The organism is Paenimyroides ceti (genome assembly GCF_030409925.1).
Map to the genome: position 1 here is coordinate 1 of NZ_JAUFQU010000079.1, position 14,309 is coordinate 14,309.

15 protein-coding genes, 2 tRNA genes and 2 pseudogenes are annotated in these 14,309 nt (G+C 36.7%); 8 read left to right on the forward strand and 11 right to left on the reverse strand.

Features of this window, described 5'->3' with window-relative positions:
- Window positions 1-702, reverse strand: a 702-nt coding sequence (locus QW060_RS25530) for a glycosyltransferase family 117 protein (RefSeq protein ID WP_290365463.1), incomplete at its 3' end; no start/stop codon positions are given.
- 175 nt (window positions 703-877) lie between these two features.
- Between QW060_RS25530 and QW060_RS25535 the strand changes: the two genes are divergently transcribed.
- The 7 genes from QW060_RS25535 (at window position 878) to QW060_RS25565 (ending at window position 6,803) form a co-directional block, all read left to right on the forward strand.
- A tRNA-Gln gene (locus tag QW060_RS25535) sits at window positions 878-948 on the forward strand.
- Between the two features lie 37 nt (window positions 949-985).
- A tRNA-Gln gene (locus tag QW060_RS25540) sits at window positions 986-1,056 on the forward strand.
- A 186-nt stretch (window positions 1,057-1,242) separates the two neighbouring features.
- Window positions 1,243-3,690: a TonB-dependent siderophore receptor gene (locus QW060_RS25545; RefSeq protein WP_290361829.1), complete on the forward strand. Its 2,448-nt coding sequence runs from the start codon at window positions 1,243-1,245 to the stop codon at window positions 3,688-3,690.
- A 148-nt stretch (window positions 3,691-3,838) separates the two neighbouring features.
- Window positions 3,839-4,249, forward strand: coding sequence for a BrxA/BrxB family bacilliredoxin (locus QW060_RS25550; protein ID WP_290361830.1), 411 nt, complete (start codon window positions 3,839-3,841; stop codon window positions 4,247-4,249).
- 98 nt (window positions 4,250-4,347) lie between these two features.
- Window positions 4,348-5,082: a lysophospholipid acyltransferase family protein gene (locus QW060_RS25555; RefSeq protein ID WP_290361831.1), complete on the forward strand. Its 735-nt coding sequence runs from the start codon at window positions 4,348-4,350 to the stop codon at window positions 5,080-5,082.
- Window positions 5,083-5,112: 30 nt separating this feature from the next.
- Window positions 5,113-6,111, forward strand: coding sequence for an acyl-ACP desaturase (locus QW060_RS25560; protein WP_290361832.1), 999 nt, complete (start codon window positions 5,113-5,115; stop codon window positions 6,109-6,111).
- A 44-nt stretch (window positions 6,112-6,155) separates the two neighbouring features.
- Window positions 6,156-6,803 carry an HD domain-containing protein gene (locus QW060_RS25565; RefSeq protein WP_290361833.1) on the forward strand — a complete coding sequence of 216 codons (648 nt, stop codon included), beginning with the start codon at window positions 6,156-6,158 and terminating at the stop codon, window positions 6,801-6,803.
- Window positions 6,804-6,857: 54 nt separating this feature from the next.
- Here the strand turns inward: QW060_RS25565 and QW060_RS25570 are convergent, their stop codons facing one another.
- The 5 genes from QW060_RS25570 to QW060_RS25590 all read right to left on the reverse strand — a co-directional run bounded on the left by QW060_RS25570 (window position 6,858) and on the right by QW060_RS25590 (window position 10,313).
- Window positions 6,858-7,451 carry a hypothetical protein gene (locus tag QW060_RS25570; RefSeq protein ID WP_290361834.1) on the reverse strand — a complete coding sequence of 198 codons (594 nt, stop codon included), beginning with the start codon at window positions 7,449-7,451 and terminating at the stop codon, window positions 6,858-6,860.
- A gap of 196 nt (window positions 7,452-7,647) precedes the next feature.
- Window positions 7,648-8,049, reverse strand: a complete 402-nt coding sequence (locus QW060_RS25575; protein ID WP_290361835.1) for a c-type cytochrome — start codon at window positions 8,047-8,049, stop codon at window positions 7,648-7,650.
- Window positions 8,050-8,089: 40 nt separating this feature from the next.
- Window positions 8,090-9,082 (reverse strand): porphobilinogen synthase, encoded by a 993-nt coding sequence (gene hemB, locus QW060_RS25580; RefSeq protein WP_290361836.1) that lies wholly within the window; start codon window positions 9,080-9,082, stop codon window positions 8,090-8,092.
- 10 nt (window positions 9,083-9,092) lie between these two features.
- Entirely contained in the window at window positions 9,093-9,995 is a 903-nt protein-coding gene (gene hemF / locus QW060_RS25585) for an oxygen-dependent coproporphyrinogen oxidase (protein ID WP_290361837.1), read from the reverse strand.
- Window positions 9,996-10,022: 27 nt separating this feature from the next.
- A complete protein-coding gene (locus QW060_RS25590; protein ID WP_290365464.1) occupies window positions 10,023-10,313 on the reverse strand; it encodes a hypothetical protein in 291 nt (96 codons plus the stop codon).
- Window positions 10,314-10,847: 534 nt separating this feature from the next.
- On the opposite strand from QW060_RS25590, the pseudogene QW060_RS25595 reads away from it, so the two are divergent.
- Window positions 10,848-11,030, forward strand: a pseudogene (locus QW060_RS25595) (RHS repeat-associated core domain-containing protein); the annotation flags it as partial.
- Between the two features lie 96 nt (window positions 11,031-11,126).
- On the opposite strand, the gene QW060_RS25600 reads toward QW060_RS25595, so the two are convergent.
- The 5 genes and pseudogenes from QW060_RS25600 to QW060_RS28320 form a co-directional block, all read right to left on the reverse strand.
- Window positions 11,127-11,432: a metallophosphoesterase family protein gene (locus QW060_RS25600; RefSeq protein ID WP_290365465.1), complete on the reverse strand. Its 306-nt coding sequence runs from the start codon at window positions 11,430-11,432 to the stop codon at window positions 11,127-11,129.
- Between the two features lie 8 nt (window positions 11,433-11,440).
- Entirely contained in the window at window positions 11,441-11,881 is a 441-nt protein-coding gene (locus QW060_RS25605) for a metallophosphoesterase (RefSeq protein ID WP_290365466.1), read from the reverse strand.
- Window positions 11,871-13,414 (reverse strand): annotated as a pseudogene (locus QW060_RS28310) (helicase-related protein). Before QW060_RS28310 ends, QW060_RS25605 begins: the two are co-directional and overlap by 11 nt.
- Window positions 13,381-13,824 carry a hypothetical protein gene (locus QW060_RS28315; protein ID WP_317623265.1) on the reverse strand — a complete coding sequence of 148 codons (444 nt, stop codon included), beginning with the start codon at window positions 13,822-13,824 and terminating at the stop codon, window positions 13,381-13,383. The pseudogene QW060_RS28310 and the gene QW060_RS28315 overlap by 34 nt, the downstream one beginning before the upstream one ends.
- Before the next feature lie 13 nt (window positions 13,825-13,837).
- A complete protein-coding gene (locus QW060_RS28320; RefSeq protein ID WP_317623266.1) occupies window positions 13,838-14,155 on the reverse strand; it encodes a DEAD/DEAH box helicase in 318 nt (105 codons plus the stop codon).
- Between the last annotated feature and the right edge of the window lie 154 nt (window positions 14,156-14,309).

The window sequence follows — 14,309 nt, forward strand, 5'->3', positions numbered from 1 at the left end:
AAAATACAACAAAAGAATGGCAACAATAACAATGTTTGCAATAATGAAATTTTTAATAGTAACGGTTGGGTACTTCTTGAAATAGTATAAGAAACCGATAGAAGGTATGGTTAATAAAGCCATAAAGTGAACCCCAAATGAAAGTCCGATTACTAATGCGATAACCAAAAGCCATTTGTTTCCGCGGGGTTTATCGATATCATCAATCCAGCGGATACCAAGCCAAAGCAAAACCGAAATCAAAAGCATCGCTGTAGCATATACTTCTGCCTCAACGGCACTAAACCAAAAACTATCAGAAAAAGCAAAGGATAAAGCGCCTACAAAAGCACTTCCTAAAACAGCTATTGCATTGTTATTATTCCACGGAGAAAAGCTGCTTACCACTTTTCCTAAAAGATTCGTAGTACACCAGTACATAAATAAAATCGTAAAAGCACTTGATACTGATGCCATCATGTTTACCATCAAAGCAATGTGTTCATTACTGGCTGCAAACATGGAAAAGAAAGCTCCCAACATCTGATACAGCGGAGCACCTGGTGGGTGACCAACCTGCAATTTTGTAGAGGTAGCAATGTATTCGCCGGCATCCCAAAAGCTCAGAGTAGGTTCAATTGTTGAGATGTATGTAATTAAAGCAATTAAGAATGCAACCCATCCTAGTATGATATTCCACTTTTTAAAATTGATAGTCAACATAATACAGTGCGATTAGATTTTTTTGATTTGTGATACAAAGAAAAACGTTTTTTTTTAATCCTTTCCATTATTTAGTTTTTTTTAATTTTTTTTGTGGAATACTTGCAACATTTGATTTTTGTATTACCTTTGCAACCGCAATAAAGAATTACTCTGAGTTTTAAGAGCAATTTACTGGCCTATGGTGTAATGGTAACACAGCTGATTTTGGTTCAGTCGTTCAAGGTTCGAGTCCTTGTAGGCCAACAAAGATACTCGTTTAGTCTCAATTTAAAGAACTAATTGGTCTATGGTGTAATGGTAACACAGCTGATTTTGGTTCAGTCGTTCAAGGTTCGAGTCCTTGTAGACCAACAATAAAATAAGAGCCGGTTTTTAACCGGCTTTTTTTTATGCCTTTGATTTTTTTTCTCATTCTCTTCTGTGTTTTCAATTATTTGCGAATCTAATTTTAAAATTTTATTTAAAAAACCAATTTGTTTTTTGGGAAGTTTCATTTTGCTTATTACCTTTGTTTATAATTAATCTAAATAAAAATTAATGATGAAACATTTTTCCATTTTATTATTATTGCTCTTTACGGGGAGTGTAGCTGTTGCTCAGACAGCTTCATTAAGAGTGAAAATAACAGATGAAACAAATACTCCTTTGGCTTATGCAACAGGTATAATTCAGGAAATTAATTACCAAGTAGCAGGTGATGAATCGGGAGAACTCTATTTCAAAAATCTGCAATCAGGGAATTATACCTTGCGAATAGAGTTGATTGGATATTATGCTGTCAATAAAAAAGTAGAGATAAAACAGGGAAATCAACATATAAGCATAAAACTTATTCAGGAATCTGATGTTTTAGAAGAGATAGAAGTTTTTGGTGAACGCAACAAGCAGCCTAAAGGATTGGAGACGATTACCCGAATGCCTTTAAAACCTAAAGATCAGATACAGAGTATCTCTGTTATTTCTAATAAAGTAATCGAAGCTCAGGGAGCCTTAACGATTACAGATGCAGTACGGAATATTCCAGGTGTTACCTTATTTGGGAGTTACGGTGGTGTGAAAGAAAGTATGTCTGCACGCGGATTTCGGGGAATACCAGTATTAAAGAATGGTGTGCGTATGGATTCTCAGTTTCAGACTGCCTCAGGAGTTATTGATATGCAGGGAGTAGAATCGATACAGATGATCAAAGGCTCTGCTGCTATTACTCAAGGGGTTATTACCGATTTGGGAAATGCAGGAGGTGTAATTAATGTGGTAACAAAAACGCCGAATTTTGTTAATGCTGCCAATGTGGGGTTGCGCGTGGGAAGCTGGAATCAGATACGTCCGGTATTTGACTACCAGACGGTATTAAATGAGAGTGAAACAGTAGCATTTCGTTTAAACGGAGCGTACGAAAGCGCAGATAGTTACAGGGCGTATTTAAAATCTAACCGCGTTTATCTGAATCCTTCCCTGGCCTGGAAGCCTACAGAGAAAACAACAGTTGTTCTTGAAGGAGATTATTTTAATGATAACCGGACACCGCATACTTCTGCTGTAAATCTGGCGGCTAATCAGGGAACTAATGCATTGTATGTCTTGCCTGATGATAAATTTTTAGGATTCAAAAGTGATAATAACAACACAAAAATGAGCAGTATGATGGTTAGAATTGATCATAAACTGGACGATCAGTTCCGGATAAGAGCTGCTTATGCACAATCATCCTACAGCGTAGATAATACACAAACAACCGCAAACGCAATAAGAGGCTCACAAGAGTATCACATTCGCCAGCGAGTGATGAGCCGCAGTCTCAGAGAAGATAAAAACAGTACGTTTCAGTTTGATCTGATCGGACAGGAACTTTATACAGGTTCTGTAAAACATACGGCACAATTAGGATTCGATTATCGCACAGCCGATGCAACTACCACCAGCTTTACAACTGATGTAAACGGTTTACAACGCAATTATATTGATGAAATAAACATCTATGAAAATTTTCCAAATGCGATCAATGATGTAGTAATCACTGGAGAGGAAGGGGAACAGATGCCGGCAAAAATTACGTTTAAGGCAAATGATCCTGTAAGAGCTCAGTATGGTACGTTTGGTGTTCTAGCTCAGGATGTAGTAGAATTTAATAAATATGTGAAAGGAGTTTTTGGTCTTCGGTATTCACAAATAATTACAAAAGATGCTGTGTCTACCAACGGTACGCAACGCTCTGCATGGAATCCGATGGTAGGTGTGATGCTGAGCCCTATAGAACAAGTTAATGTTTTTGGATCTTTTACCAATTCCACCAGTTTAAGAAGCGCTGCAGATAAGCTGAACACAGGAGAAGAAGTGGGAGCAGCAGTGACCAACCAGTTTGAAACAGGAATAAAATCTTCATGGCTAAACGATCGCTTACTCTTTAATTTTACCTATTTTCATATTCTCACCAGCAACTTGTCAAACACCGAATATGAACCGGGTACTTCAAATCCGACGGGCTATGTATTTAAAGCAGGAGATCTGAAACGAACCGGAGTAGAAGTAGAGCTAAACGGACGTATCTTAGATAATCTTACGGTAATGCTTGGATATGCTTATCTGGATGCGCAATATCAAAACAGCCCTTCGTATGTAAACGGTTCTGCACCCATGAATGCCCCAAAAAACACAGCTAACGGCTGGATTCAGTATTTGTTTAATAACGGGGTGCTAAATGGTTTAAGCATCAGTACAGGTTTATATTACGTTGGTGAACGCCCGGTTAATGAATACAGTCTGGCTCCGGACGGACATGGAAATATGGGAGGTACAGAACCATTTGACATGCCTTCTTACTATACGTTAAATGCACAGCTGGGCTATAAATACAAAGGATTCGATGCACGATTTTATTTCAATAATATAACAGATCAGATAGGGTTAAATTCATATTTCAGAGGAGGTTTTATCAATCAGATAGATCCACGGAATATAGCTTTATCGGTTTCCTATAATTTTTAATTTGAGTGGGTTAGTTGATTAGAAAAATGGCTTGTTTTTATATAAGCCATTTTTTTTAATTATAAAAACACCGTTAATAGATTATTAAATACATAGCTTAAAACAAAATAGTTTTATAATTTTGTGTCATAACGTAAATCAGATAATTATGTACCCAGAAGAAATTGTAAAACCGATGCGTGAAGAGCTTGTTGCTGTCGGTTTTCAAGAATTATATACAGCTAAAGAAGTGGAAGATGCTTTAGCAAAAGAAGGAACAACCTTGGTAGTGGTAAATTCAGTGTGTGGTTGTGCAGCAAGAAATGCACGTCCGGGAGCACGAATGAGTTTGGACAACGGTAAAACACCGGATCAGATTGTAACTGTTTTCGCAGGAGTGGATAAAGATGCAGTAGATGCAGCACGTGAAAAAATGTTTCCTTTTCCCCCATCATCACCAAGTATGGCGTTGTTTAAAAACGGAGAATTGGTACATATGTTAGAAAGACATCATATTGAAGGTCACCCGGCGGAGACTATTTCAGAAAACTTAAAAGAAGCGTATAACGAACACTGTTAAGAACACTGTTAAACTTATCCCTTTTTTAAACAAACGAACCGCCGATTATATCGGTGGTTTTTGTTTTTATTGTATATTTGACCTTTAATTTCATAAAAGTGCAAAAAATTATCTCTTATCCAATTAGTATTGTTTTTTATTTCTTTTTTGCGTTAGCCTTGTTGATCTTTCATCCGATTCAATGGATTTGTTTAAATATTTTTGGTTATCAGGCACATAAAAAAAGCGTAGACATTCTTAATGGCTGTTTATTGAGATGCGGACATATATTAGGAACTACATTTTCAGTAGAAGGTGTAGCGTTGGTGCCTGAAAAAGTGCCGGTAATTTTTGTATCCAATCATCAGAGTCTTTATGATATTGTTTTAATGATATGGTATCTGCGAAAAGCACATCCTAAATTTGTAAGTAAGAAAGAATTGGGGAAAGGGATTCCGAGTGTGTCATTCAATCTTAAAAGAGGTGGTTCTGTGCTTATTGACCGGAAAGATTCAAAACAGGCATTACCTACTATCAAAGGATTGGCAGAATACATCCAGAAATACAACAGATCAGCTGTTATTTTCCCGGAAGGAACGCGTTCAAAAACGGGTGCACCTAAAAGCTTTTCTGAAAACGGAATGAAAATATTATGCAAGTATGCACCGGATGCTTATGTAGTGCCGGTTACCATAAATAATTCATGGAAAATATTCCGTTATGGAATGTTTCCTTTAGGGTTGGGGGCAAGAGTCAGTATGAAAATACATGAACCGATGAAAGTGAATGACTATGATTTTAATACCCTGTTTGAGATCACACAGGAAAAAATCACCTCGCAAATAAAATATTAATAACCGGATAAGACGGTAAAAGAAAAAAATATGTCAACAAAAAATGTTCGATTAGAAGTAATGCAGTTTCTGGAAAAAAATATAGATAGTTTCGTAGATAACTATCTGATTCCAGTGGAGAAAATTTGGCAACCATCTGATTTGTTACCCAATTCAGAATCAGATAATTTTTTTGAAGAAGTTAGAGAATTAAGAGAATACGCTAAAGAATTACCATATGATTTTTGGATTGTTTTAGTAGGTGATACAATCACTGAAGAAGCATTGCCAACTTATGAATCCTGGCTGATGGATGTTGATGGTGTAAAACAAAAAGAAGGAGAAGGTGGTAACGGATGGGCAAAATGGATACGTCACTGGACAGGAGAAGAAAACCGTCACGGAGACTTGTTAAACAGATATCTGTACTTATCCGGAAGAGTGAACATGAGAGAGGTAGAAATTACCACACACCATTTGCTCAATGACGGATTTGATCCGGGAACCGACAGCGATCCGTATAAAAACTTTGTTTTTACCAGTTTTCAGGAATTGGCAACGTATGTTTCTCATAACAGAGTAGCGCAGTTAGCTAAGAAAAACGGAGATCATAAATTATCAAAAATCTGTCGTTTGATTGCTGGAGATGAAATGCGTCATCACCATGCATATTCTGAATTTGTAGATCGGATTTTTAAAGTAGATCCTTCTGAGATGATGCTTGCTTTTAATTATATGATGAAGAAAAAAATCACCATGCCAGCCAACCTTATTCGAGAATCAGGCGGAGCCATCGGCGATGCTTTCCATCACTTCTCGGAATCTGCACAGCGTATTGGAGTTTATACTTCTATGGATTATGTGGAAATATTACAAAAATTGATCAGCCGTTGGGAAATCGATAAAATAACCAATCTGACAGATGAAGCTGAGAAAGCGAGAGATTATCTTATGAGACTTCCGGATCGTATGGCTCGTCTGGCAGAAAGAATGAAAATATCTGCAGAGTCACACGTGTTTAAATGGGTAAACCCTGCTATGGTGAAATAATATAAATAGAAAGCTGTGATAACAGCTTTTTTTAATTTACAGAGATGCAAAACATTATAGAAAAAACAATCATTTTTGTGCAAAAAGAATTGCAACATAACGAGTCGGGACATGATTGGTTCCATATCGAACGTGTGTATAATACAGCAGTAACTATTGCTAAGAAGGAAGCATGTGACCTTACTGTTGTAAAATTAGCAGTACTGCTGCATGATATTGCAGACAGTAAGTTTCATAACGGAGACGAGAGCGTGGGACCTGAAAAAGCAGCTGGCTTTTTAGAATCATTGGCTGTTGATCCTGAAATCATTGAGCATGTAAAAAAAATCATTGAAAATATCTCATTCAAGGGAGGTAATTTTGAGAAAAACTTTCATTCCAAAGAACTGGATGTTGTACAGGATGCTGATCGGTTAGATGCTATTGGTGCTATTGGTATTGCCCGTGCTTTTAACTATGGCGGTTATAAAAACCGGATAATTTATGATCCGGCACAACAGCCTAAAATGAATATGACCAAAGAGGAATATAAAAACAGCAATGGTACTACTATCAATCATTTTTATGAAAAATTACTCTTGCTAAAAGACCGAATGAATACTGAGACCGGAATACAGATGGCACAACAGCGGCATAATTATATGGAAGGGTTTCTGAATGAATTTTTTGATGAATGGAAGGGTTATCTATAAATAAAAAACGAGTATTAAACTCGTTTTTTTATCTTTTAAGAATATAGATGTGTTCTAACACTTTCTGTGGCATACCTGAACGGATACTAAACCACGTGCATATTGAATCTGAACACAATCTCCGCTTCCTTTTAAGCTTGGGCTAAGTATTTTTTCTGTTGCGGTGGCAATCCCTTCTTTAGATGAAAACGAACCACCACTGGTCCAGCCTTCAGGACATTTTCCTAATAATAGATCTGCAATGCCTATCAATGAAGGGAAGGTACTATTGATTTTATTGTCAAATATATCGATTACTTTTTTTGCCTTTGTATCAAGAAAATGCAAATCAGTGACAAAAGCCTGATTTTGCTTGAAATTTAACTTATACACTACCAAATCAGCATTTGGGTACTTTTTTCTGATTTCTTCTAATTCATCATTAAAACTGTTCAGTGTGTTTTTAATGTGACTATTCAATTCTTTAGCGGTGTAAGCCTTAAATAAAACAATTGTATCTGTTTTAAAAGGAGTAAAATCGTTTAAATTTAGTTTATATCCTACATCCTCTTTGCTTAAATTATTTTTTGTTTCGGCTTCTCTGTCTTCTTGTGAGCACCCTGCGAATGCTGCTAAAGAAATTACTAATAAAATAAATAATTTTTTCATACTGTATAATTTTGTAGTTAATATCTCAAAACTAAGTAAAAAACAATACAATATTTTAAATTAACAAAATATTAACTTTTTGAATTTGAATATTAAAATGTTTTTTGTTATTAATACCAAGTTGGGAAATTGTATTGCTACATATTACTATACAATAAAAAAACAGCTGGAATTCAACAACTGTCTTTATTTAAATTTATTTTAGGTGGCTTTTTATGTAAAGCTCTAAAGATTTAACTTCTTCATCACTAAAGGTTTTGATAATGGCGAAATTAGCTTTCATTACATCATATTGAGCGGGGTCTACAATCGGTTCTGCTTTTTGTCGTAAAAAAGCAAACATATCGCCGTTTTTCTCCTGATAAATTTTTGCTATTTCCTGAATACTTGGGCCGATTACTTTTTTATCAGGAAGGTGACAGGTATAACATGCCGCTTTATTACTGTTAAAGAGTTCCTTTCCTTGTTCAATAATCACTTTTGGATCATTCGGGTCAACTACTTCTTCAGGATATAATTCCTTGGATTTTTTTTCCTCTTTATTACATGAAACTCCCAAAAATGAAAGAGCCAACATGCTGAACATAAAAAATTTCATTGTCTTGTTTTTGTTGTTCTGTAAAGATACTAATATATACTTACTTGTTCAGTAAAATAGCGGCTTCTTTAGCGAAATAAGTAGAGATAAGATTAGCACCTGCACGTTTGATGCACATAAGCTGTTCCATCATAATTTTATCATGATCGAGCCAGCCTTTTTCAGCTGCGGCTTTTATCATGGCATACTCTCCTGAGACGTGAAAAACGGTAACAGGTACCGTAACCCGGTCTTTTATTTCCCGTACAATATCCAGATAAGCAATTCCGGGTTTTACCATAACCATATCAGCTCCTTCCTCAATATCAGATAAGGCTTCTTTTATGGCTTCGAGCCGGTTGGCATAATCCATCTGGTATGTTTTTTTATCTGTTGGTATGTCAGTAATATCCACCGGAGCGCTATCCAAAGCATCTCGGAACGGACCGTAGAAGGCAGAAGCATACTTGGCAGAATAACTCATAATACCTACATGTTGAAAACCTGCCGCATCCAAACCTTGACGAAGGTAAAGCACTCTGCCATCCATCATATCTGATGGTGCTACGAAATCTGCACCTGCGTGTGCATGAGAAACAGCCATTTTCACCAAAGCGTCAACAGTAATATCATTGGCAACTTCCCCGTTTTTAATAATACCGTCATGTCCGTAGATCGAATAGGGATCTAAAGCGACATCTGGCATTACAATCATTTCCGGACATGCTTCTTTTATAGCTCTAATGGCATTCTGCATCAATCCGTTCGGATTCCATGCCTCTTTTCCGGTGTTATCTTTTAAATTTTCAGAGACCTTTACATAAATATTAATGGCTCTTATACCCAAAGCATACAGCTCCTGTACCTCTTTAACAGTCAGATCAACTGATCTTCTGAAAATACCCGGCATAGAAGGAATTTCTGTTTCCGTGTTTTCTCCCTCTGAGATAAACATCGGAAACATAAAATCAGCCGGACTTAAAGTTGTCTCTCTGACAAGGCTTCTCATCGATTCATTTACGCGCAGTCTTCTGCCTCTGTGTAATGGAAACATATTTTTATTTTTATACCCACTCTCGCGGTTGTTGTAATACATTCAGTAATTTTTCCTCTTCTGATCCTTTTTCCGGATGATGGTCATATACCCATTGAACATGAGAAGGTAAACTCATGAGGATTGATTCAATGCGTCCGTTGGTTTTCAATCCGAAAAGGGTTCCTTTATCGTGTACAAGATTGAATTCTACATATCGGCCTCTTCGTATTTCCTGCCATGTTCTCTGTGCTTCCGTATAGGGCAGCTCTTTTCTTTTTTCTACAATAGGTACATAGGCTTCTATAAAACTGTTTCCGATTTCGGTAACAAAATCATACCATTGTTGCGAAGATCTTTCTGGCGTTTCTTCAAGATGATCAAAAAAAAGACCTCCGATACCACGGGCTTCATTTCTATGAGAATTCCAGAAATACGCATCACACTGTTTCTTGTATTTTTCGTAAAACTCAGGATCATGTTTGTCACAGGCTGTTTTGCTTACCTTATGAAAATGACGGGCATCTTCTTCAAAAAGATAGTAAGGAGTAAGATCCTGACCGCCTCCAAACCATGAGCGAACTTTATTGCCTTCTTTATCATACATTTCAAAATAACGCCAGTTGGCATGAGTGGTAGGTACCATCGGATTTTTGGGATGTAATACCATACTCAACCCACAGGCATAAAAGTTTGCATCGGTTACATTAAACATTTTTTGCATAGCCTCGGGTAAAATCCCGTGTACAGCAGAAATATTTACACCTCCTTTTTCAAAAACATTTCCGTTTTCAATAACGCGTGTTCTACCGCCACCGCCGCCGGGACGTTCCCACAGGTCTTCTCTGAAAACGGATTTTCCGTCAACTTTTTCCAGCGCTGATGTGATTTGATCTTGGAGATTCTGTATGTATTGATAAAACTTTTCTTTCATAATTCGGCAGTTAGGTTAATTGTACAGTTATAATTTATTTATCTTATTAAATATTTCAAATGAAAAAGCTTTGCTCTCACTTTGTATGAATTCATACATTTTTCTTGCTTTTGACTTCAAAGTTTCATATCCTGCTTGCTCAGATAACTTAACCAGAATATCGGCAAATTGCTCCATTTTATTCCAGGGAAACTGTTCATTGATGAGGTGTTCATGCAGGTGTTCCGAATCTTTTGTAAGCAAGTCGGATACTGTAAGCCCTATTTTTTTTAATTCTAAAAAAAATAAATTGTTTTTCAAGGTTAGTAGGTATGACAAAACTTTTTTCTCTTATGATTTACATTTGATATTAGATGATAATAAAGAAATTGTTCTAAAAGATCAGTGGGATACTACAAAAATAAAGAGGTGTGATATCAAAGCCTTTTATATAAAAGATAAAATAGTTTTTTGTCTCCAATTTATAGTATCAAAAATAAAAGTAGTAATTTTTTTCATTATTAATTTTACAGGTAAAAGAGTATTTATAGATGAAGTTTGGTTGATAAAAGGGAATAGTATAATTCCCGATCACAAAATGGTATTATTCAAAGTTACTTATTAGAAAAAGAATAATAGACGAACCAACAGCCTCTTTACAAACGTATTGAGGCTGTGTTATTGTATAAACACTTTACAAGTATAATATATTTAAAATTCCATTTTTAATATAAAACAGGAAACACTTTATTAAAAATGATAAAGGATGTCCATAAATTTTTCTTGTTCTACAAAAAAATAATTCTAATTGTTACATCAATTTATTTTTCTATTGTTCAATAATTAAAGTTATAACAACATTATCCATTTGGATTAGAACACCAGAATTACAGCACTATTACAGGAAATACAGGCTATAAATACACCTATGGAGGAAAAGAATTTCAGCCCGAAAAAGACCTGAATATGTATGATTTTGGAGCAAGAAACTATGATCCGGCTTTAGGAAGATGGATGAATGTGGATTGTAGGCTTCCCCTTTTTCAGACAAATTAAAAATATAAAAAATAGTTATTCGTTGGTCATCTAAAAAATCGGTGGTATATATATATATATATATATATATTATATATATATATATATATCATCTTTTCATTTTCTGATAAATCTTTCTTTAATTTTTTCTGTTTGCCCAATCACCAAAAAATAATAAAAGGTTTTTTCTTCGTTGAATACAAATATGGCTACGTATTTTTTCAGTCTTTTTACCTCATCTCCTAAAACGATAAACACCTCATCTCCCCTTTTGCGTTCCATGATATAAAGTCCTGTGAGGTCTCCGAAAGCAGGCAGTATAAACACACCTTTATCAAAATAAAAACAAGGTAAACGGAAATAATGACGTTGTTTGGTCCGAATGCTTATTCCGGGATGAGTATGCCCTACTATATTAATCACCTCCCGATTTAACAGCGATAGTGACTGATGGGAAAAACGATTTTTTCATGCAGCCATAGTTCTTTAACTATTTTGAAATGAGGCAAGTGATGCTGTGCATAATCGATAATATCATGATTGCCTTTTGTAAGGATAAACGATACTGTATCATGTTTCAAAAGTGCTTCTTTAAAAAGTTCCCAATCCGTATTCCATTCACTGTGAAACAAGTCTCCCAGAAACACGACGGTTTTCACTCCATATTTTGCAATGAGCACATCAAGTTTCATAAACTCTTTATACAAAGAAGTTTTGGGAAGAAAAATTCCGTTTTTTCTGAAATGAGTAGTTTTTCCCAAATGCCAGTCCGCAATAACAAGACAATGGCTTTCCGGCAGAAAGAGCGCCAGTTCCGGTAAAAGCCACGTTTCAGTATCGCCCAGAAAAAGCCTGTAAAATTTATTCGACATCCAGTTCCTTTTTTAATTTATTGAGACGCGCCTGCCAATCTTCATTCGAATATTTGCTGCGAAAAGATTCCGAAAAAATCGGAAACGCAAACGGACTCAGTTTTTCAAGATGCTTAAAAATAATCGGATGGCTGTTGATACGCTGAAAGGCCAGCTGCATGCGCTGAATTTCGAGCTGAAAATCATAGACTTCATCATACGCCTGACGGTACAACAAGTTGGAAGGTTCATTTTCATCAAAGACACTGAAAAACAAAGAAGCATTTGCCTGAAGGTGTTTTGTTTTCATCTGCTTTCCGGGATAACCATTAAAAATAAGACCCGATACCGAAGCAACATCCCGAAAAGTACGTTTCGCCATTTCTCTGATGTTGACTCCGTTTTTGATATCTTCTACTATATTTTCTACTGACAACAATTCCTGAACAAACGTTTCATCAACAAAGAAATCGTCTTCAGAGAGCAGTTCAAATCCATAATCATTGCTTGCAATGGTAAATGTTATCTTCTGATTCGGCTGATGCGGTAAGCAAGAATTGCAGCCATTCCTTCATGTACTAGTTTCCCCTCATACGGATAGATAAACAGATGAAAGCCATATTTGGTTTTTATATATTCCGTCAGCAATTCATTTTCCTGAGGCAGATAAGAACGTTTTGCCTGTTCTTTGAACAAAGGCTGTAAAAATGCCAACTCCGGATAAGTCCGACGGGAAGGTTTCCCGATTTCCTGAAACATATGACGAATGGCTTTTCCATAATCAACACTTATCGGAAGCCGTCCACCTTGCCATGAAGGAATGAGTCCGGTTTTTTGTGTAGTAGGCCTTACAATGACTTCATTATTTTTGATATGAACCAATTGCAGCGCGCGTCCGGAAAACCAGAAAACATCACCTTCTTTTAAGCGCGAAACAAACCATTCTTCCACGCTGCCCAGGTATTTTCCTTTTTTAAATTTTACCAGAAGCATCATATCTGAAACAATGGCTCCGATACTCAAACGATGCTGCATTGCAATACGTCTGGAAGTAACTTTAAAAAGTCCGTCTTCAATAACCACTTTATGAAATTCATCATACGCATATAAAGAACTTCCTCCCTGTGTGATGAGTTGTAAACATTCATTGAATTCATCAGGGCTGATACTTTCATAGCAGTGTGTTTGAATAACTTCATTATATAAGGCCTCAGCCTGAAATCCGTCACTGACAGCCAATGTCATCATAAACTGAATGAGCATATCAAAACTACGGATATAGGGCAATCGCTGTTCTACCATTTTTTCAGATAATGCATAGCGCAGAGAAGCGCCTTCCATCGTTTCCAGTGAGTGAGTGGGCAGAAAATAGATCACACTTGTTTCTTCAGGGCGGTGACCACTTCGGCCGGCACGTTGTAAAAAACGCGCAATTCCTTTTGGGGAGCCGATCTGGATGACGCAATCTACAGATCGGAAATCAACTCCAAGATCAAGGCTGCTGGTACAGATGACGGCTTTTAAAAGTCCTTCGTGCAGACTGTCTTCAACCATAGGCGCAGTTCTTCACTAAGCGACCCGTGATGTAAAGCAATCTGTCCTGCCAGTTCAGGGTCTGCTTCCAATAATCGCTGATACCATATCTCAGCCTGTGAACGGGTATTTGTAAATAATAAAGTGGTGGTATATTGATGCAGCAGAGGCAGTACTTTGGGCAATAAACGGATGCCCAGATGCCCGCTCCACGGATATTTTTCAACCTCATCAGGGTAAATCGTATGCAGTTCTATTTTCTTTTGCTGTTTTGACTGTATTAGTACGCTCTGTGAATCCCGTGTAAGAATATCTTTTGCCTGTAACAGATTTCCGATGGTTGCCGAGATTCCCCATACTTTGAGAGATGGATTGATGGTTTTTAAATGGGCAACCGCCAGTTCAATCATTACACCTCGTTTGCTGCTCAATAATTCATGCCAATCATTCTACAATGACAAACTCCAGCGATTTAAAAAATTCTTTATATCCTTTGGAAGCCATAAGCAGATGTACGCTTTCCGGAGTAGTAATCAGCGCCTGCGGAGGATTTTTACGCTGTTTCTGTCGGTCACCTGCAGAAGTATCTCCGGTACGAAGGGCTATTTTATAGTCGAGTTCCAAATCTTTACTTACCCTTTCCGTTGCTAGTAAAATTTCTTTTGACAAAGCCCGCAAAGGCGTAATCCACAACGTATGCAGTCCTTTTTTCTCTTTTGTATTATCAGGGTGTTTTTTATAAATAATTCTGGAGAATTCCAAACCATATCGCATACGTTTTTCCGTAACCTGTCGGAGCATTCAGCAAACCGGATTCACCTCTTGCCATAGCTGACCAGCATTTTTTCTGAAAAGCATGCGGTTTCCATCCTTATTAAAAAACCAAACATCGGCAAAAGCATTCATAATTCATAGT